Source organism: Allohoeflea poritis (assembly GCF_027889715.1).
Classification (GTDB): domain Bacteria; phylum Pseudomonadota; class Alphaproteobacteria; order Rhizobiales; family Rhizobiaceae; genus Hoeflea_A; species Hoeflea_A poritis.
Map to the genome: position 1 here is coordinate 224,637 of NZ_JAPJZH010000005.1, position 18,000 is coordinate 242,636.

At 60.1% G+C, this 18,000-nt stretch carries 16 protein-coding genes; 9 read left to right on the forward strand and 7 right to left on the reverse strand.

What is annotated here, in order from left to right; translation table 11 throughout:
* Together OOZ53_RS10340 and hmgA are read right to left on the reverse strand one after the other, a co-directional pair.
* Complete coding sequence (locus tag OOZ53_RS10340; protein ID WP_271089434.1) at positions 1-1,023, reverse strand: fumarylacetoacetate hydrolase family protein; 1,023 nt, start codon at positions 1,021-1,023, stop codon at positions 1-3.
* A gap of 1 nt (position 1,024) precedes the next feature.
* The gene (gene hmgA, locus OOZ53_RS10345) at positions 1,025-2,338 is read right to left on the reverse strand and encodes a homogentisate 1,2-dioxygenase (protein ID WP_271089435.1); all 1,314 of its coding nucleotides are present in this window, start codon (positions 2,336-2,338) and stop codon (positions 1,025-1,027) included.
* Positions 2,339-2,415: 77 nt separating this feature from the next.
* Here hmgA and OOZ53_RS10350 point away from each other — a divergent pair, with 77 nt between their 5' ends.
* The gene (locus tag OOZ53_RS10350) at positions 2,416-2,874 is read left to right on the forward strand and encodes a MarR family winged helix-turn-helix transcriptional regulator (RefSeq protein ID WP_271089436.1); all 459 of its coding nucleotides are present in this window, start codon (positions 2,416-2,418) and stop codon (positions 2,872-2,874) included.
* 58 nt (positions 2,875-2,932) lie between these two features.
* Here the strand turns inward: OOZ53_RS10350 and OOZ53_RS10355 are convergent, their stop codons facing one another.
* Positions 2,933-3,196, reverse strand: a complete 264-nt coding sequence (locus tag OOZ53_RS10355; RefSeq protein ID WP_271089437.1) for a YMGG-like glycine zipper-containing protein — start codon at positions 3,194-3,196, stop codon at positions 2,933-2,935.
* A gap of 321 nt (positions 3,197-3,517) precedes the next feature.
* On the opposite strand from OOZ53_RS10355, the gene OOZ53_RS10360 reads away from it, so the two are divergent.
* Complete coding sequence (locus tag OOZ53_RS10360; protein WP_271089438.1) at positions 3,518-4,285, forward strand: Stf0 family sulfotransferase; 768 nt, start codon at positions 3,518-3,520, stop codon at positions 4,283-4,285.
* A gap of 26 nt (positions 4,286-4,311) precedes the next feature.
* Here the strand turns inward: OOZ53_RS10360 and OOZ53_RS10365 are convergent, their stop codons facing one another.
* The gene (locus OOZ53_RS10365; RefSeq protein WP_271089439.1) at positions 4,312-4,683 is read right to left on the reverse strand and encodes a VOC family protein; all 372 of its coding nucleotides are present in this window, start codon (positions 4,681-4,683) and stop codon (positions 4,312-4,314) included.
* A 39-nt stretch (positions 4,684-4,722) separates the two neighbouring features.
* Here OOZ53_RS10365 and OOZ53_RS10370 point away from each other — a divergent pair, with 39 nt between their 5' ends.
* Positions 4,723-5,253 carry a winged helix-turn-helix transcriptional regulator gene (locus tag OOZ53_RS10370; protein ID WP_271089440.1) on the forward strand — a complete coding sequence of 177 codons (531 nt, stop codon included), beginning with the start codon at positions 4,723-4,725 and terminating at the stop codon, positions 5,251-5,253.
* A gap of 73 nt (positions 5,254-5,326) precedes the next feature.
* On the opposite strand, the gene OOZ53_RS10375 is transcribed toward OOZ53_RS10370, so the two are convergent.
* On the reverse strand, positions 5,327-6,247 hold the full coding sequence (locus OOZ53_RS10375) for a LysR substrate-binding domain-containing protein (protein ID WP_333780593.1): 921 nt from the start codon (positions 6,245-6,247) through the stop codon (positions 5,327-5,329).
* A 137-nt stretch (positions 6,248-6,384) separates the two neighbouring features.
* On the opposite strand from OOZ53_RS10375, the gene OOZ53_RS10380 reads away from it, so the two are divergent.
* Entirely contained in the window at positions 6,385-7,431 is a 1,047-nt protein-coding gene (locus OOZ53_RS10380; protein ID WP_271089441.1) for a hypothetical protein, read from the forward strand.
* Here OOZ53_RS10380 and OOZ53_RS10385 read toward each other — a convergent pair.
* Positions 7,331-8,716 carry a DUF3179 domain-containing (seleno)protein gene (locus OOZ53_RS10385; protein ID WP_271089442.1) on the reverse strand — a complete coding sequence of 462 codons (1,386 nt, stop codon included), beginning with the start codon at positions 8,714-8,716 and terminating at the stop codon, positions 7,331-7,333. The genes OOZ53_RS10380 and OOZ53_RS10385 overlap by 101 nt on opposite strands.
* 331 nt (positions 8,717-9,047) lie before the next feature.
* Here OOZ53_RS10385 and OOZ53_RS10390 point away from each other — a divergent pair, with 331 nt between their 5' ends.
* Positions 9,048-12,077, forward strand: coding sequence for an SEL1-like repeat protein (locus OOZ53_RS10390; RefSeq protein ID WP_271089443.1), 3,030 nt, complete (start codon positions 9,048-9,050; stop codon positions 12,075-12,077).
* A gap of 87 nt (positions 12,078-12,164) precedes the next feature.
* Here the strand turns inward: OOZ53_RS10390 and dxr are convergent, their stop codons facing one another.
* Entirely contained in the window at positions 12,165-13,370 is a 1,206-nt protein-coding gene (gene dxr / locus OOZ53_RS10395; RefSeq protein WP_271089444.1) for a 1-deoxy-D-xylulose-5-phosphate reductoisomerase, read from the reverse strand.
* 165 nt (positions 13,371-13,535) lie between these two features.
* Here dxr and kynU point away from each other — a divergent pair, with 165 nt between their 5' ends.
* The 4 genes from kynU to OOZ53_RS10415 all read left to right on the forward strand — a co-directional run bounded on the left by kynU (position 13,536) and on the right by OOZ53_RS10415 (position 17,999).
* Entirely contained in the window at positions 13,536-14,774 is a 1,239-nt protein-coding gene (kynU, locus tag OOZ53_RS10400) for a kynureninase (RefSeq protein WP_271089445.1), read from the forward strand.
* 111 nt (positions 14,775-14,885) lie between these two features.
* Entirely contained in the window at positions 14,886-15,698 is an 813-nt protein-coding gene (pcaD, locus tag OOZ53_RS10405; RefSeq protein WP_271089446.1) for a 3-oxoadipate enol-lactonase, read from the forward strand.
* A gap of 37 nt (positions 15,699-15,735) precedes the next feature.
* Positions 15,736-16,815 carry a 3-carboxy-cis,cis-muconate cycloisomerase gene (locus tag OOZ53_RS10410; RefSeq protein ID WP_271089447.1) on the forward strand — a complete coding sequence of 360 codons (1,080 nt, stop codon included), beginning with the start codon at positions 15,736-15,738 and terminating at the stop codon, positions 16,813-16,815.
* Positions 16,812-17,999 (forward strand): multidrug effflux MFS transporter, encoded by a 1,188-nt coding sequence (locus OOZ53_RS10415; protein WP_271089448.1) that lies wholly within the window; start codon positions 16,812-16,814, stop codon positions 17,997-17,999. Before OOZ53_RS10410 ends, OOZ53_RS10415 begins: the two co-directional genes overlap by 4 nt.
* The last annotated feature ends 1 nt before the right edge of the window (position 18,000 follow it).

Genomic DNA, 18,000 nt, shown 5'->3' on the forward strand with positions numbered 1-18,000 from the left:
TCAGGCGCCCTTCTTGTATTGTTCGACGGTCTGTTCGATCGCACCGAAGATGGAGCGCCCCTCGGCGTCCTTCATTTCGATGCGCACCGTGTCGCCGAATTTCATGAATTCGGTTGCCGGCTTGCCGTCATTGATGGTCTCGATCATGCGGATCTCGGCGATGCAGGAATAGCCGACGCCGCCCTCGGAGACGGGCTTGCCGGGGCTTCCGTCCTCCATCTTGTTGGAAACCGTGCCCGAGCCGATGATGGCGCCGGCCCCGAGCGGCCGGCTCTTCGCCGCATGGGCAACGAGCTGCGGAAAATCGAAGGTCATGTCGATGCCGGCATTGGCGCGGCCGAAGGGCGCGCCGTTATAGTCGACATTGAGCGGCAGGTGGACCTTGCCGCCGTCCCAGGCATCGCCCAGTTCGTCGGGCGTGACGGCCACCGGCGAAAAGGCCGATGAGGGTTTCGACTGGAAGAAGCCGAAACCCTTGCCGAGCTCGGCGGGAATGAGGCCGCGCAGCGACACGTCATTGACCAGCATGACCAGCCTTATGGCGTCACGCGCTTCATCGATGCTCGCGCCCATCGGCACGTCGTCAACGATGACGGCGACTTCGCCCTCCATGTCGATGCCCCAGGCCTCGTCGGCCATGCGGATCGGATCGCGTGGCGCGAGGAATGTGTCGGAGCCGCCCTGATACATCAACGGATCGGTCCAGAAGCTCGGCGGCATTTCGGCGTTGCGCGCCTTGCGAACGAGTTCGACGTGATTGACATAGGCCGAGCCGTCCGCCCACTGATAGGCGCGCGGCAGGGGCGAATGGGCGTCGTGCTCGTGGAACCGTTCCACCGGCTGCGAACCGGTTTCCAGCGCCTCGGCCGCCCGTTCGAGGCGCGGCGCGATATTGGCCCAGTCATCGAGCGCCGCCTGCAGGGTCGGTGCGATGTGGTTGACGACCGTGCACTGCGCCAGGTCCTTGGATACGACCGCAAGCTTTCCGTCGCGCGTGCCGTCTTTCAGTGTTGCGAGTTTCATATCAGTCCCAGTTTCCCTCAATGGTGCCGTCGAAGCGCTTCTTCAGGCCCTTCCAGCAATCGATATAGTCGTCCTGCAGTGTTTCGAGCTGCATGGCGTATTGGGTCACATGCTGCGGAAAACGCGTCTCGAACATGAAGGCCAGCGTCTCGTCGAGCTTGACCGGCGCGAGATCGACCTCGGATGCCTTTTCAAAGCCCATCGTGTCGGGGCCGTGCGGCAGCATCATGTTGTGCAGGCTCATGCCGCCGGGCACGAAGCCCTCTTCCTTGGCGTCGTACTGGCCGTGAACGAGTCCCATGAATTCCGACATGATGTTGCGGTGGTACCAGGGCGGGCGGAACGTGTGCTCGGCGACCATCCAGCGGGGCGGAAAGATGACGAAATCGATATTGGCGGTGCCTTCCTCGCCGCTGGGCGCCGTCAGCACGGTGAAGATCGACGGATCGGGATGGTCGAACAGGATCGCGCCGACGGGCGAAAAGGTCTTCAGATCGTATTTGTAGGGCGCGTAATTGCCGTGCCAGGCGACGACGTCGAGCGGCGAGTGGCCGATCTCGGTGACGTAAAAGCGGCCGCACCATTTGACGTGTACGCGGCAATCCGTCTCCTTGTCCTCCCAGGCGGCGACCGGGGTCTTGAAATCGCGCGGATTGGCAAGGCAATTGGCGCCGATGGGGCCACGGTCCGGCAGGGTGAACTTGGCGCCGTAATTCTCGCAGATATAGCCGCGGGCTTCGCCGTCCACGGGGCTTGCCTGGAAGATCATGCCGCGCGGGATGATGCAGATCTCGGTCGGCGCCACGGTGATCTTTCCCATTTCGGTGAAGATCTCCAGCGTCCCGACCTGTGGGACCACCAGAAGTTCGGCATCGGAGTTGAAGAAATAGTCATCGACCATGGGTGCGTTGCAGATATAGGCGTGGCTTGCCATGCCGACCTGCGTGTGCACGTCGCCGGCGGTGGACATGGTGCGCACGCCGTCGATGAAATTGATGCTGCCGGCCGGCATGGGGATCGGATCCCAGCGCAACTGGCCGATGGGCATGATGTCGTCGCAGATATGCGGTGCCGTCTTCCACTGTTCACGCTCATGGACGGAGAAGCGGGCGGTATGGCGCACGCTCGGCCGGATGCGGTAAAGCCAGGAGCGCTCATTGGTGCCGCGCGGGGCGGTGAAGGGCGAACCCGAAAGCTGCTCGGCGTATAATCCGTAATTGCATTTCTGGGGGCTGTTCTGCCCCTGTGGCAGTGCGTTCGGCAGCGATTCCGTCTCGAAATCATTGCCGAAGCCCGGCATATAGGCTTCAGACATGATATCCCTCATTACAACTTTTCTAATTTGGTTTCATATGTAACAATCGAATTTGTAACTATCAAACGGAGTCGTTCGTGGATCAGACCGAAAAGACGCCCCTGGCGCTGGAGGCGTTCCTTCCCTATACGCTCAGCCGCGCTGCCGAGCTGGTCAGCCGCCGCTTCGCGACGATCTACAAGGATCATGCCGGGCTGACGCGCCCGGAATGGCGCACGCTGGCAACGCTGGGGCAATATGGAACCCTGACGGCGACCCTGATCGGCGCCCATTCCTCAATGCACAAGACGAAGGTCAGCCGCGCTGTCCAGTCGCTGGAAGAGCGCAAGTGGCTGAAGCGCAGAACGGATGAAAACGACCGCCGGATCGAGCATCTGGAGCTGACGCGCGAGGGCGAGCGCAATTACCGCAAGCTGGCGGAACTGGCCCGCGCCTTCGAGGCCGGGTTGAAAGATACGCTGGGGGAGAAAAGTTTTGCGGAACTCAGCCGCGGTCTTGATGCTGTCGAAAAGCAGCTTGGCACGGATGTGTTCTAGTCGGCCGGCCTGAATTGCCGCAAAAAGGGCGCGCCGCAGCCGGCGCGCCCTTTTTTGATCAATAGCCGTCAGGGCACTTGGCGGTGTAGCGCCGGCCGTAACGGTCGCGATAGTAACAATCGTCCGAATTCTGCGCGACCCGGCCGATCAGAGCGCCGGCAACGCCGCCGATCGCAGCGCCCACAAGCGCGCCTTCGGCGGTTCCTGTCGCCACGGCACCGATTGCCGCGCCGGCGCCGGCGCCGATGGTCGCTCCCTGCTGGGTCGGCGTGCAGGCGGCGATGCCCAGACTGACGATTGAAAGCGCGATTATTTTCTTCATCCTAAAGCCTCCGATTGCTTCCCCACCGCAGGAAAGTCGATTGCACATTACATAATTTGCCACCGCTTGCATCATCTTGCGGCAATTTTCCGGCGAAATGGAATCCGCTGTTGCAAATGGGTTCCGCAGGCGGCCCGCAGCCGGACGGTCATGCATAGGGGACCGGCGATGAATGCAAAATGAACGATCGCGGGGGACCGTGGGAACGGCTGCCCCGCGCGCAAGCCGACGATCATGGGGCAAACCGGCAAAAGCTTTGTCAGAACCGGTTGTTGGCCGGAATTTCAGCAAGTACTACGGGACAATTGGGAGTATCCACTTATGTCTGGCCAGGGCTATCGATCCTACATGATCTGCACCGCGCCGCGCAGCGGCAGCACACTGCTGTGCAAACTGCTCGCCGCGACAAAGGTCGCCGGTGTGCCGGGATCGCATTTCCATGTCCCGTCGCTGGACGGTTGGCTGGCCGACTATGATCTTGTTGAAGCCGACTTCCCATCGCGGCGGGATTTGCTTCGCGCGATTTTCGATGCTGCGCGGGCGCGCGGCATGGGCGAAACCGATCTCTTCGGGTTGCGCATGCAACGCGGAAGTTTCGATCATTTCATGCAGCAACTGGACGTGCTGCGGCCGGGCCGCGTGGGTGACGTTGATCGGTTAAAGGCCGAATTCGGCCCGACGCTTTTTGTTCACCTTTCCCGTCCCGACCGTCTGGATCAGGCGATCTCGCGCCTTCGGGCAGAGCAGACAGGCTTGTGGCACCGCTGGGCCGACGGGACAGAGCTCGAGCGGACCGCGCCGCCGCGCGAGGCGTGCTATGACGCCGAGGCGATTGCCCGCCACATGAGCGCGCTTTCCTCACTTGATGAGGCCTGGGAACGGTGGTTCGAACGGGAGAAGCTGCAGCCCTTGCGTATCAGCTACGATGCCTTGTCGGAGGATCCTCAAAAGGTGCTTGCCGAAATCCTGTCCTCTCTCGGCCTTGACCCGCTGATCGCCCGGACAATTGAAACGCCGACGGCCAAGCTTGCCGATGCTGAAAGCCGCCAATGGCGCGAGCGGTTCGAGGCTGAAAACGGGCCGACCTGAAAACCGTTGAACAGCGGTGAAACGGCCTAGCCCGTCAGATCCTGTGCCAGCATCAGCGCGTTGCCGTCCGGATCGTAGAACGTTGCCGTGCTGACCATCCCCTCAATGGTTTCGGTTTCACCGTCAAACCGGACATCGGCCGCTTCCAGTGCCTTTCGCGCGGACGCAATATCCGCCACGCCGAACACCGGGACCGAATTGCCAGGGGTCGGTTCAGCCTGCTCGCCCAGCCCGATGGTGACGCCCTCGGTCATGGTCCTGACCTCGCTCCAGCCCGCATCGTCGGCGTGGTACAGAAGCTCGAAACCGAGCTTTTCGGCATACCACTGTGCGCTGAGATGGCGATCGCGCACGGAAATCGCGATCGTGATGGTGTTTTCCAGTGAAACGATTGGCACTGACTTTTCTCCTGACACAAAATATATATACTATACTTTATGGACATTGAGACGCTTGTCAAGCTGACCTCGAGAGCCTGGTCCCTGAGTATCCTGGCGCATATGGATCGCGGCGTGCCCGGGCGGCAGGCCGCGCTCATTGCGGCGACCGGCGCCGGGCGGACATCGTTCAGGCAAAGTCTCGATCACTTGATTGATCTGGGTCTCCTGGAGCGTAATCCGGGCCACGGCCATCCGCTGCGTCCGGAGTTTCGCCTGACAGATCAAGGCGCCGAGATCGCGCGCGTCGCACACCGGGTGGAAGCGCTGGCGAAAGGGTCGTCCGAGCGTAATCTCCTGCGGCGCGCCTGGAGCCTGCCGATCCTGAGCGCCAGCCGGGAGCCGATCTATTTCTGTGAAATCAAGGCCAGATTGCTGCCGATCACCGACAGGGCGCTCTCCCAGTCTTTGAAGCTGCTGGAGACACACAGCTGGCTTCAGCGGGAGATGGAAACATCCGGCAGACCCCTGCGGCCTCTTTATGTAGCGACGAATGCCGGCGCCGAGATCAGTCGGACGATTGGTGCATAGAAACCGTGCGGAAAAGCGCGTTACGAACGTGCACCAAGGAGCGCCGGGGTGTTGCGATCAGGAGCGATCGTTTTCAGTTCCGGCCCTCTGAGAGCTGATCGGAAAGCCAGGCGACCAACTTTTCGGTATCGCGGTGCGTTTCGCGCGCCGGCCCGCGGAAAACCGAAATCTCGGCGGGACGCGACACATATTCCCTGCACGGCCTGATCAGCTTTCCATCCTCGATCATGTCTTGCGTGGTCCGCTTCCATCCAAGCGCAATGCCCTGGCCGGAGACGGCGGCCTGAAGCGCGAGAGGGTAGCTGTCGAAATGCATGACGCGGCCGGGCTTTGTCGCCTTGGCAGCGACAGCCTCAAACCAGTCCGGCCACTCCATCCAGTCTTGCGGGACGGCATTGTGTGACAGCAGCGGATACCGCACCAGATCCTCCGGCCGCAGAGGTCTGTCTTTCAGTGACACAAGCCCGGGCGCGCAGACGGGGAAAATATCGTCCGAGGCTGTCAACGCCAATCTTGCGGAGCCGAACGGACGTCCCGAAGTCTGCATTGCGACATCGAAATGCTCGGTTGCCTCGGTGATCGGCCTCAAGGAACTGAGGACCCGGAGCTCGACGCCTGGATGAAGCTCATGAAACCCGTTGAGTCTCGGCATCAGCCAATAAAACGCCTCGCACAGCTGGCAATGCAGAACCAGTTCCGACGCTCGCCTGGCGCCACGAAGTGAAGCCACCTCTTCTGCGATATCCGACAGTGCAGCGCTGACAACCCTTCCAAACCGGCGTCCCTCATCGGTCAGGAAGACCGCCCGGTTGCGCCGTTCAAAGAGCCTGGTCCCCAGTTCCTGCTCCAACCGGGCGACCTGCTTGCTGACTGCCGTCTGGGTCATGCCGAGCTCATCGGCCGCGCGTGAAAAGCTCTCGCGGCGGGCTGCGGCCTCAAATGGTCTGAGGCGTGACAGTGGCGGCAATGACTGCGGCTTGTTTTGCATAACCATGGGTTACTCAAATATACCAAAAAGTCGCTTTTTTTAAGCCCGATACATGAATATCCATACCACTCGATCAATTCGAATGGCGTGGCCGTGACGCCTTGCGGCGGCGCCTGGACATCCCCGTATCGGAGCAGCGCTTGATGTCGCGCAGTCATCTCGGACTTGTCTTCTGCCTGTCATTCGTCACCCTGGAAGCCTTCCAGGCCGTCTACCTTGGTGCGGTGTTCCAGGAGGTGGATTCGTTCGCCGTTGGCGGTCTGGTGTTCGGCATCTCCGTCGTCGGATGCACATTGGCGACCGCCGTGATGAGGCCGCAGGAACTGGCGGCGGCCATGCGCGCATGGAAGGTCCTTTTGGTCCTCAACCTGTTCGCGGCCCTGGCATGGAGCGCTTACTTCCTTGCCGTTCAACTTATCGAACCCGCCGTGGTCTTCACGATCTTTTCCGGAATGGTTCCGCTTGGAACGGTTATCGGCTCCTGGCTTGGATTGCCGGAAGCCGGCGGGTCGAAGCGGCGTCTCGCTCATTTCGGCAACACACTGATCCTCGCCGCCATTCTGTATCTGGGCGCGATCACGATCTTCGGGCTTTCCGGCTTCGTTCGGGGCGGCGAGACGGTCGCGATTGCCGGGGTTGGCCTGTCCGCCCTGTCGGGTGCATGTACCGCATTCGTGATCCTTTACTCGGTCCGGTTGAACCGGAAGGGTGTTGGACCGTTGGCACAGTTCGGGCTTCGGTTTATCGCCTATACATTTCTGGCGCTTGCCGCGTTTCTTGCGGGCCTTGATGACAAGGGTGTCCAAACCGATCCGTCAAAACTGGCCGTCACCGTTTTGATCGGCTTTGCGGTGATTGCGTTTCCGCTTTATCTCGTCCAGAAAGCGGTGCCGCTCATTCCGGCACCCACCATTGCGGCGGTCACCGCGCTCGGTCCGGCCATGGTCTTCTTCATGCAACTCTTCGACGGGCGGATTGACTATTCCACCTCCACGCTTGCCGGCCTGGTGATCTACATGATCGGCGCCTTGCTTACAGTCTATGGAGCGATTGCAACGGCGACTTTGCGTTCAACGCGACACGGCCGCCTCAGCCAGGCCAGAGCTCGGTACCGGGATGGAACTGCGACCAGGCGAACCAGAACGCCTGATGGCTGCCGAGATCGGAACCATCCGCATCGACGGCCCTGACGCCGCCGGCATCCAGTTTCAGGCGCACATTCTCAAAGGCGATCTCTTCGCCGTTTTTAAGGGCGACGAATGCCTTGCTGCGCTGAAACGCCACCGGCTTTCCCGATGCCGTGATGACGCCGATGATGTCCTCATGAACCGGCAGGCGCGGATCGACATCACCGACCGGGAAAATCGGACCGTTGGCATCGCGCGTGTTGCGGAAATCCGGATCGCGTCCGAGCGCCAGCCGTTCGACCAGAACCGTCGTTTCCGGGTGCGCCTTCTTCCAGGTGCCCCAGTCGGTCGTGACCACGCTTGCCTGCTTCAGTTGTACATTCTTTTCCGCAAGCGGCCCGGTCACGGCGTTGCCCTTGAAGGTGTCGAAGACGGAGAAGGTGTTGATGTCGTACATCACCTTGTTGGAACGGATGAGCAGTCCCGATGTGCGCAGGACCGGCCGCTCGACCCCCTCCGGCAACCCGTCGGTGAAATAGGCCTGCGCCGCGCCGCACAGTGTGCAGTAGGGAATGCCGAGATGCCGTCCGCCCAGCGTGTCGTTGACCATTTCGCGCACTTCCATGATGCGGCGCGGATAGGCGCGGTATTCGCCGTTGACCTCGATGCCGAATACAACGTCTTCATCTTTCAGCCACGTTGCGTCCTGCGCGCTGGTGACCGGCGGATTGTCGGCCGCGGGAATGCAATTGCAGACCTCGTCGGTCGTGTCGTATTCGCGGTCGTCGATCAGCACGCCGCCCCATGAAACATGGCGCCAGTCAATATCGCCCTCGACGAAGATCCTGTCCCAGCCGGGCACAAGCGAGGTGAATATGGCCCGCTTCACGCGCAGGTAATCCGGAGGCGCTGGAATATCCCATGCCATGAGATGGTCCGTTACGACGCCCCAGTGGTTCTGATCCTTGGGCTCCTTGCCCAGCAGTTTGTAGGCGGTGATGGCGAGAGCCGCCTGCAATTCGTTGTTTGAGACGAAGCGCATCAGATCGCTGATGATCCAGACAACACGCGGATCGTTCGCCTGAGCGATCTCGATCAGCGCCAACATCTGGTCTCCGCCCCAGGTCGACTGAACCATACTGTCGACAAAGGCCACCTGGATCGCCGACTTCAGTTCCTCGGAAAGCGGGCCGTCCGGAACGGCGGGCGGTTCGCCGAATTGCTCGATCATGTAATCGGGCAACGGCGCGGCTTCCTGGGCGCGAATGGAATGGGACCAGAACAGACAGAGCATCGCCAGCGCGACGAGCAGTACGATGCGGGATTGAACGCCGATTGCCGATGTCATGGAGGGGCCTTTCATGTGCCAGTTACCCGATTATGTGCCGGGAAACCGCCGCGCCGCCAATCACGATTGCATCAGCATTCGGTGATGAATGCCGGTCGGGCAACCCGGCCACGTCTGAAAGCGGGCTGTCTGCCGTTGAGCAGCGCCTGGGCATGCGTGTGTCGGTGCAGGCGGCGGCAAGCACTGGCACCGCGATAAGAAACGGTCATCAGGGACAGATCGTCAAATTGAGATGCCTTGCAAACCGGCAATCGGGCCTGAGCAAATCGGATGTCGATTTGGCTGTCGACCGATCTTTTTATCCACCCGGTATGGTGGTATTCGTTCCGCCATGAAACGCAGCTTCATCGTCGCCGCCGCATCGTTCCTTTTGGTTGCCGCCGCCAAAGACGCGCCCCGCGAAGAAGGTTGGCGATCGCAACATCGAAAAAGTGTACCGGATAATATCCTCACCTTGCGCGCGGAGGCAGCGCGTGGAAGCGCGGAGGCGCAATTCAACCTTGGCCTGATCTACCGGAGCGGGGAGGGCGTGTTTGCGGACAAAGCCACAGCATTCACATGGGTTCGCAAAGCGGCGGAACAAGGCCATGTCGACGCGCAATTCTCCCTCGGCTGGATGTACGACATGGGCGAGGGTGTCGCCGAAAACAATATTGAAGCAATCAAATGGTACCGCAAGGCGGCCGAGCAGGGCGATGAATTCGCGCAGCACAATCTCGCCCTGATGTACGACGACGGTGAGGGAACAACACAAGACAAGCAAGAGGCCGTCAAGTGGTACAGGAGATCTGCGGATCGAGGACACGCGAACGCACAGTACAATCTGGGATGGGCCTATCACTATGGCGAAGGCGCGGATGAGGACCATCAAAAGGCCTTTAAATGGTACCGAAGGGCAGCGTGGCAGGGACTTGCGAAGGCACAAAACAGCCTTGGCTTGATGTATGACGAAGGTCTCGGCGTCAGCGAAGACAATGCGGCGGCCGTGAGTTGGTACCGGAAGGCGGCCGAGCAGGGAAACGCGATAGCGCAGTACAATCTCGCGTGGATGTATCACTACGGCGAAGGTATCGCGCAGAACGATGCGGTGGCGGTTGAATGGTATCTGAAAGCCGCTGAACAAGGATATGCCGAAGCCCAAACGGTCCTTGGTGACATGTATGATTCAGGTGAGGGCGTCGTCGAAGACGATGCCAAAGCCGTTGAATGGTACCGGAAGGCCGCCGAGCAGGAGTTTCCGAGAGGTCAAAACAATCTGGGAGTCATGTATGAATACGGGCTTGGCGTTGCGCAATCCTATGATGAAGCGCTGAAATGGTATCGGAAATCGGCCGAGCAGGGCTATGCAATCGCACAGTTCAATATTGCCCAGTTTTACCGGAACGGAACTGCAATCGAGCAAGATCCGGAATTGGCGATCAAATGGTACCGCAAAGCCGCCGAACAAGAGAATGCCCATGCTCAGGTGAACCTCGGGGACATGTATTTTGATGGCGAGGGAACGGCCAAAGACGATGCCGAGGCCGTGAAATGGTATCAAAAAGCCGCCGAACTGGGGAACGCTAGGGGCCAGAACAATTTCGGCTTCATGTATGAAAACGGACGCGGCGTTTCGCAATCCTATGATGAAGCGTTGAAATGGTATCGGAAATCGGCCGATCAGGGGCTTTCAACCGCGCAATACAATATTGCCCAGCTTTACCGATATGGAACCGCAGGCAGCCAGGATCTCGACAAGGCACGCATATGGTACGGAAAAGCGGCCGAGCAAGGGTATGCTGATGCCCACGCAAGTTTGGGCGATATGTACCTTTTCGGTGAAGGTGTCGCCAAGAATTACGACCTTGCCATCAAGCGGTATCGGTCCGCCGCCGATCAGGAACATCCGGTCGCTCAGAACAATCTGGGCTTTATGTACGAAAATGGCTGGGGTGTTCCCCAGTCCTACCATGTCGCGCTGAAATGGTATCGAATGGCCGCCGAACAGGACTATGCGACCGCGCAATACAATATCGGGCGGTATTACCAGCAAGGGATTGTCGTCAAGCTTGACTTTGACGAAGCGTTCAAATGGTTTCGGAAAGCCGCTGCAGAAGAGTCACATGCAAAGGCAATTATCGACGGGATGCCCGATGATGGCGTCTACTGGGCCAAAGTCGCCCGCGGTGAACACCATAGCGAACTCCAGAAATACGATTTCGCCCTAGCGGACTTCAATAGTGCGATCGCCATGGCGCCGGATTTGAAGTGGGCTTATGCGCAACGCGGCCGAATGTACAGGAGACAGAAAAAATACGACCTGGCAATCGGCGACCTTAGCCAGGCTGTCACAATCGATCCTGAATACAGTCTGGCGATCGCTGAACGCGGCAGAGCGTATTACGCGCAGGGCGAATTCGACCTGGCAATTTCCGATTACTCCAGATTGCTGGAGCTCAAACCGGACCATGCCTGGGCCTACACCAACCGTGGAGACACATACAGAAAACTCCGAATGCATGACCTCGCGCTCGAGGACCTTTCCCAAGCAATTGAACTCGATCCGGACCGAAAGCGGGCCTATGTAATACGCGGCAGAACATACAAACAGGCTGAACGTTACGATGAGGCAATTGCCGACTTTACAACAGCCATTGGAATCGATCCTGACTATGCATGGGCCCACGGACAACGTGCTCACGCACACGAAAAAATAGAGAACTTCAGTTCAGCGGTTGCAGATTTCACCAGGGCGATCGACCTCGATCCCGATAACGACTGGTTGTACGCCCATCGGGGAAGAAGTTACAGCGGGTTGAAAGACCACGATTTGGCCATCGCTGATTTGAACAGAGCGATTGAAATCAACCCGACATATGCTTGGGCCTACGGCCATCGCGGCCTGGTTCACATAGATTTGGGGGATCATGAAGCTGCCATAGCCGACCTTACCAGAGCGATTGACACCGGTGCCGATTATTCGTGGATCTATAACCAACGTGGCCATTTGTACTTCATAAATGGAGACTTCGGCGGCGCTGCTGATGATTACACGACGGCCGTGATCCTGGACTTCAAGGACGCCGGCGCGCTCAACAACCTCGCCTGGATCAGGGCGACTGCGCCAGAAGAACGATTGCGGAACGGGTATGAAGCGTTGGGGTTTGCCTTGCTGGCTATCTCATTCCAGCCGGAAATCGCAGAGCATTGGGGTACACTTGCGGCAGCTTATGCCGAGACCGGTCAGTTCGATAAGGCGGTGGAAGCGCAGCAAAAGTCGATCGATCTGGCGGCCTCAGAGGGAAGAGTCATTGAAGGCTCCTTGCATCGATTGGACCTGTTCCGAAACAACAGCGCTTTCACAATGGGATCTGAACGCTGAATTTTTCAGTGCAAAATGCTGATCCGCCGAGGGCTCTCGAGGCAGACCTTGACCGGTGATCCGAAAAAGCAGCGACAGAATCGGATTTCAACTGACCATGGACTTGGAGAGCCGGCCTGCCGCAAGCTCCTGCGCCATGTTGCGGGCTGCGTGGTCGGCCTCGTAGACGGCCTCGATCGAGGTGGCGCTGCCGCCATTGCCGAGCCGTTCCATGACCGTCTCGACGATATCGGCCATTTCCAGGAAGCCGACCGAACCGTCGATGAAGGCTTCGAGTGCGACTTCCTTGGCGCCGTTGAGAACCGCGCCCGACAGACCGCCGGATTCCATGGCCCGGCGGGCAAGGCGCAGGGACGGGAAGCGTTCCTCGTCCGGCGCCTCGAAATCGAGACGGGAAAGGCTTGCGAAATCCAGCCGCTCGACGGGCAGGGCCGGCCGTTGCGGATAGGTGAGGCTGTATCCGATGGCCGTGCGCATATCGGGCGCGCCAAGCTGGGCGAGCACCGAGCCGTCGCTATAGCCGACCATGGAGTGGATCACCGATTGCGGGTGGACGACGACCTCGATCTGGTCGGGGCGCATATGGAACAGATGCATCGCCTCGATCATCTCCAGCGCTTTGTTGAACATCGATGCGCTGTCGATGGAGATCTTTGTGCCCATTGACCAGTTCGGGTGCGCTGCCGCCATATCCGGGGTCACCGAAGCCATCTGTACCGCGTCCAGCGTGCGGAACGGCCCGCCCGATGCGGTCAGGATGATACGCTCGATGCTGTGGCGCTGGTCGCGCTCGAACACCTGGTGAATGGCATTGTGCTCGCTGTCGACGGGCAGCAGCCTGCCGCCGCCGCCTTCGATCTCACGGTGGAAGAGTTCGCCGGCCGAAACCAGGCATTCCTTGTTTGCCAGCGCGATGTCGGAACCTCGGCGGGCCGCGGCGATGGTCGGCGCCAATCCGGCCATGCCGATAATGCCGGCCATGCACCAGTCGGTGTCGCGCTCGGCGGCCTCGATCAGCGCCGCGGGTCCGGCAGCGGCCTCTACGCCACTCCCGGATAGCGCCGCCTTGAGGGCCGTGTATCGGTTTTCGTCGGCCGTCACCGCGATTTCGGCCCCGCAGGCGATGGCCTGGCGCGCGAGAAGGTCGGTGTTTCCCTTGCCGGTCAGGGCGCATATGCTGAAGGAATCGGAGCCGCCGAGATGTGCGACCACGTCAAGCGTATTGCAACCGATCGATCCCGTCGATCCGAATATGCTTATGCGTCGCGGGTCTGACTGTGATCGTTCCGTCATAGGGCGCATTTCGACCTTTGTTCCCCACCGAGAAACCAGATGCACGGTGCGTCGTCAATGTTTACGGAAGGAATTAATGCGTGTCGGCAAAATTGACGATTGCCAAGGGCGCCCAATTTATTTTAAACTTAAAATATATTGTTCAACTCAAGCGGGAGACCTGCCGTGACGGACCGCAACGATGCCTTGAATCTCGACCGCGAAGACAAGCTCGCGCCCTTGCGCGACGAATTCAGGCTGCGCGAGGGGCTTATCTATCTCGACGGCAATTCGCTCGGGCCGATGCAGGCCTGCGTGGCGCAGCGGGTGCAGCAGTGTCTTGAAAAGGAATGGGCGCAGGATCTCATCGCCTCCTGGAACACGGCCGGATGGTACCGGCTGCCGCAGACCGTCGGCGCGAAGATCGCTTCGCTGGTCGGCGCGGGCGCGGATGACGTGGCGGTGACCGATTCCACCTCAGTCAATCTCTTCAAGGTGCTGGCGGCGGCCATCTCGATGTGTCCGGACCGTCGGGTCATCGTTTCGGAGCGCAGCAACTTCCCGACCGATCTCTATATTGCAGAGGGACTTGCCGAATTTGCCGGCAAGGGGCACGAACTGCGCCTGATCGATTCGACGGACGAACTGGCCGGCGCGATCGATGCGGATGTCGCGGCGGTGATGCTGACTCACGTGAACTATCGAACGGGCGAAGTGCATGACATGCCGGATGTGACCCGCAGGGCGCACGAAGCCGGTGCGGTCATGGTGTGGGACTTGGCCCACTCGGCCGGAGCGCTGCCGGTGGATCTTGCCGGGGCCGATGCCGATTTCGCCATCGGCTGCGGCTACAAATATCTCAATGGCGGCCCGGGCGCGCCGGCCTTCGTCTATGTCGCGCCGCGATTGCAGGCGGACGTCTCGCAACCGCTATCCGGCTGGTTCGGTCACAGGGCGCCCTTCGAGATGAAGCCGTCCTTCGAGGCGGCGACGACCATCCATCGTTTCCTCACCGGCACGCCGCCGGTGCTGTCGCTGGTGGCGCTCGATGCCGCGCTCGATATCTGGGACCGGGTGTCCATGGAGGAGATACGCGAGAAATCCGTGAAGCTTTGCGAGCTGTTTATCGAGCTTGTCGAGACGCGTTGCGGCGGCCACGGTCTGAGCCTTGCCAGCCCGCGCGATACGGCAAGGCGCGGCAGCCAGGTTTGTTTTGCGCATGCCGACGCATTTCCGATCATGCAGGCGCTGATTGCCCGCGGTGTGGTCGGTGACTTCCGGGCGCCTGACATCCTGCGCTTCGGGTTTGCGCCGCTCTATGTGCGCTTTGCCGATGTCTATGACGCGGTCGAGCATTTGCGCGATATACTCGACACGCAGGAATGGCGGCAGGAGCGTTTCATGGTCAAAGGTGCGGTGACCTGAACCACAAAATCGACCTTGAAAACATAACAAACCCGGTATGAAATGGCCGGGTTTTTTGATTTTACCTATCCAATTCAATCTGCTTTCATGGATTTTACGGAGGAACCGCCGGTGCAATTTGCTAACATCAATGGCATCACGCTTCACTATCAGCTGATCGGAGCGCCTGAGGGCAAGCCGGTGATTGTCTTTTCCAATTCACTTGGAACGGATTTCAGGATCTGGCGCGACGTAATCGTTCGGTTGGCCGGTGATTTCGCGATCGTAACCTATGACAAACGCGGTCACGGCCTCTCCGACATCGGTTCTTCGCCTTACCGCATGGATGATCACGTGGCCGATCTCGCGGGATTGCTCGATCTGCTCAATGTCAAGGATGCGATCATCTGCGGTCTTTCCGTCGGCGGGCTGATCGCCCAGGGTCTCTACGCCAGTCGCCCGGATCTCGTGCGCGCGCTGATCCTGTGCGATACCGGCCACAAGATCGGAACGGACGACTTGTGGAACAGCCGGATTTCCGCGATCGAGGAGAACGGCATTGCCGCGATATCCGACGCCATACTGGAGCGCTGGTTCACGCAGAAATACCGCGACGAGGAAACGGAGGCCTTTGCCGGCTACCGCAACATGCTGTGCCGCACACCGGTTGCCGGCTATACCGGAACCGCCTGTGCGATCCGCGACACCGACTTTACCGAAGGGGCGAAACGCATCGCCGTACCCAGCATCGGTATCGTCGGCGATCAGGACGGCGCGACACCGCCCGCGCTGGTCGAGGAGATGGCAAAACTCATCCCCGGCGCGCGCTACCAGGTCGTTCCCAATGCCGGCCATCTGCCATGCATCGAGCAGCCGGTCGTGCTGACCGACGTGATCCGTGCGTTCATCGACACGCTTTCCGAAGACAATGCGACGGCACACTGAATGATGCGCCCATTCGCCGGAAAGAAGGGGAGCAACAATGAGCGTCTCGGTCTTTGAGCATCCCTTTCTTTCGCAGCTGCTGGGCGAAGACGCGATCGCGGCGCAGTTCGATGCGTCGGCGGAGATCCGCGCCATGCTGCGCTTCGAGGCCGCCCTCGCGGCGGCGCAAGCGGCGGAAGGCCTGATCCCGAAAGCCGCTGGCGATGCTATCGGCAAGGTCTGCGAGGCGCTTGAGCCCGACTTCGACGCACTCGGACAAGCGACACTGAGGGATGGTCTGTGCGTGCCGGAACTGATCCGGCAGCTACGCATGGCCGTGGCGCCGGGCCACGCTGCCCATGTCCATTTCGGGGCGACCAGTCAGGACGTGATCGACACGGCGCTGGTGCTGCGGCTGAAGACTGTCCTCGAAATCCTGACTGGCCGTCTCGGCGAACTGGAAAGGCGGCTTGAGGGTCTCGGCGATCGTTTCGGCGGGAACCGGCTGATGGCGCATACGCGCATGCAGCAGGCGCTGCCGATCCGCGTGGCGGACAAGATAACGGCATGGCGCCGGCCGATTGCGGGGCTGGCTCAAACGGCCGGACCGTTGGGCGATCGTGTCTTGCGCCTGCAATTGGGTGGCCCGGTTGGTACGCTTGAAGGGATGGGCGACAAGGCGCAGGCCGTCGGCGACCGCATGGCGGCGGATCTCGGCCTGGCCTTCGATGGTTGCTGGCACACGGACAGGCAGGCGCTGGTCGAACTGGCCGGCTGGTTTTCGCTACTGACCGGAGCGCTTGGCAAGATCGGCAAGGATGTGACGCTGATGGCGCAAAACGAGGTCGGCGCGATCGCGCTTTCGGGCGGTGGCGGATCGTCGGCGATGGCGCACAAGAACAATCCGGTTGCCGCCGAGATATTGGTGACGCTGGCCGGGTTCAATGCGACGCTCATCCCGGGCATGCATTCGACTCTTGTTCACGAGAACGAACGCTCGGGCAGCGCCTGGACGCTCGAATGGATGCTGCTGCCGCAAATGGCTGTCACGGCCGGTGCGGCGCTCGCCACAGCGAAACGGCTCATCGACAGCATCGACAACATCGGCACCGATACACAAGGCGGCGACGGGCCATGAACCAGCGCTGGGTGGTTGTCTTCTGCGGTCTGCTGATGTCGCTTTCGGCCTTTTCGACCGACATTACCTTGCCCGCATTTCCCGACATGGTGCGGGAATTTGAAACACCCTACTCCTACGTGCAGTGGACGGTGACCGTATATATCTTCTCGGCGGGTGCCGGACAGCTGATCTGGGGTTCGGTTTCCGACCGGTTCGGACGCAAGCCGACGCTTTTTATCGGTCTGAGCATATTTCTGGCGGGCCAGTTGCTGGCCGTCTTTGCGCCGACGATCGAACTTCTGCTCCTGGCGCGGGTGGTGCAGGGTCTTGCCGCCGCCGCGGCCATTGTCGGCAACCGTGCGATATTGCGGGACCTGTTCTCCGGCAAGGAACTTGCGCGCAACATGGCCATGGCATCGGCGGTGTTTGCGATCGGACCGATGCTGGCGCCCCTGATTGGTGCGGTTATCGCGCAGTATTCCGGCTGGAGAATGATCTTTTTTGCAATGACCTGCCTGACGGCGTTTTTGATCCTCATGCTGTCCTTCATGAAGGAGACGTCGAATGAGCGTGACGTTCACGCGCTGAGGCCGTCGCGCATCCAAAGCAATCTGATTGCCCTGTTCTCCAATGCGCAGTCGCGCTTTTTTCTGCTGACATCGATGCTGGCGATGGCTTTCCTGATTTTGCTCCTGACCGGTGCCGCACCGGTCTATGAGACGGAATTCGGCATCACCGGCATTCAGTTTGCCTTGCTTTTTGCCGTCCACGGCCTCGGAATCATCGGTGGACAGATCCTCAACCGTCGTCTCATTCATTCAATCGGGGTTGTACCGTCCGTCATCGTTGCAAGTTCGGTCATGGCGGTCATGACCGGGATTTTTCTCGCCCTGACCGTAGGCGACCTGCTGACCGTTTTTGTCCTGCCGATCCTGCTGGCGCTGGCAAATGGCGGATTTCTGGTCTTCTACTCGAATGCGACAAGCCTCGTGCTCGATCCTCATCACGACAAGGCGGGCTTCGCGGTATCCATATTCGGTTTCACGACACAGATGGGCGGCGCCGCGATCGCTTCGGTGCTGGTCTATTTCAGCAACGACAACGCGTTCGGCATGTCGTCGATGATGTTTTCGCTCGCGGTTCTCATACTGGTCACGCTTCTGGGCTGGCACACGAGAAAACAACCGGTCAGGGAGGTTTGAC

Coding starts and splice junctions, on each gene's coding strand:
- dxr (WP_271089444.1), bottom strand. CDS start 13,370: ATGACGGAACGATCACAGTCAGACCCGCGACGCATAAGCATATTCGGA.
- OOZ53_RS10410 (WP_271089447.1), top strand. CDS start 15,736: ATGAGCGTCTCGGTCTTTGAGCATCCCTTTCTTTCGCAGCTGCTGGGC.
- OOZ53_RS10415 (WP_271089448.1), top strand. CDS start 16,812: ATGAACCAGCGCTGGGTGGTTGTCTTCTGCGGTCTGCTGATGTCGCTT.
- OOZ53_RS10340 (WP_271089434.1), bottom strand. CDS start 1,023: ATGAAACTCGCAACACTGAAAGACGGCACGCGCGACGGAAAGCTTGCG.
- OOZ53_RS10380 (WP_271089441.1), top strand. CDS start 6,385: ATGTCGCGCAGTCATCTCGGACTTGTCTTCTGCCTGTCATTCGTCACC.
- hmgA (WP_271089435.1), bottom strand. CDS start 2,338: ATGTCTGAAGCCTATATGCCGGGCTTCGGCAATGATTTCGAGACGGAA.
- OOZ53_RS10355 (WP_271089437.1), bottom strand. CDS start 3,196: ATGAAGAAAATAATCGCGCTTTCAATCGTCAGTCTGGGCATCGCCGCC.
- OOZ53_RS10385 (WP_271089442.1), bottom strand. CDS start 8,716: ATGACATCGGCAATCGGCGTTCAATCCCGCATCGTACTGCTCGTCGCG.
- OOZ53_RS10375 (WP_333780593.1), bottom strand. CDS start 6,247: ATGGTTATGCAAAACAAGCCGCAGTCATTGCCGCCACTGTCACGCCTC.
- OOZ53_RS10360 (WP_271089438.1), top strand. CDS start 3,518: ATGTCTGGCCAGGGCTATCGATCCTACATGATCTGCACCGCGCCGCGC.
- OOZ53_RS10370 (WP_271089440.1), top strand. CDS start 4,723: ATGGACATTGAGACGCTTGTCAAGCTGACCTCGAGAGCCTGGTCCCTG.
- OOZ53_RS10390 (WP_271089443.1), top strand. CDS start 9,048: ATGAAACGCAGCTTCATCGTCGCCGCCGCATCGTTCCTTTTGGTTGCC.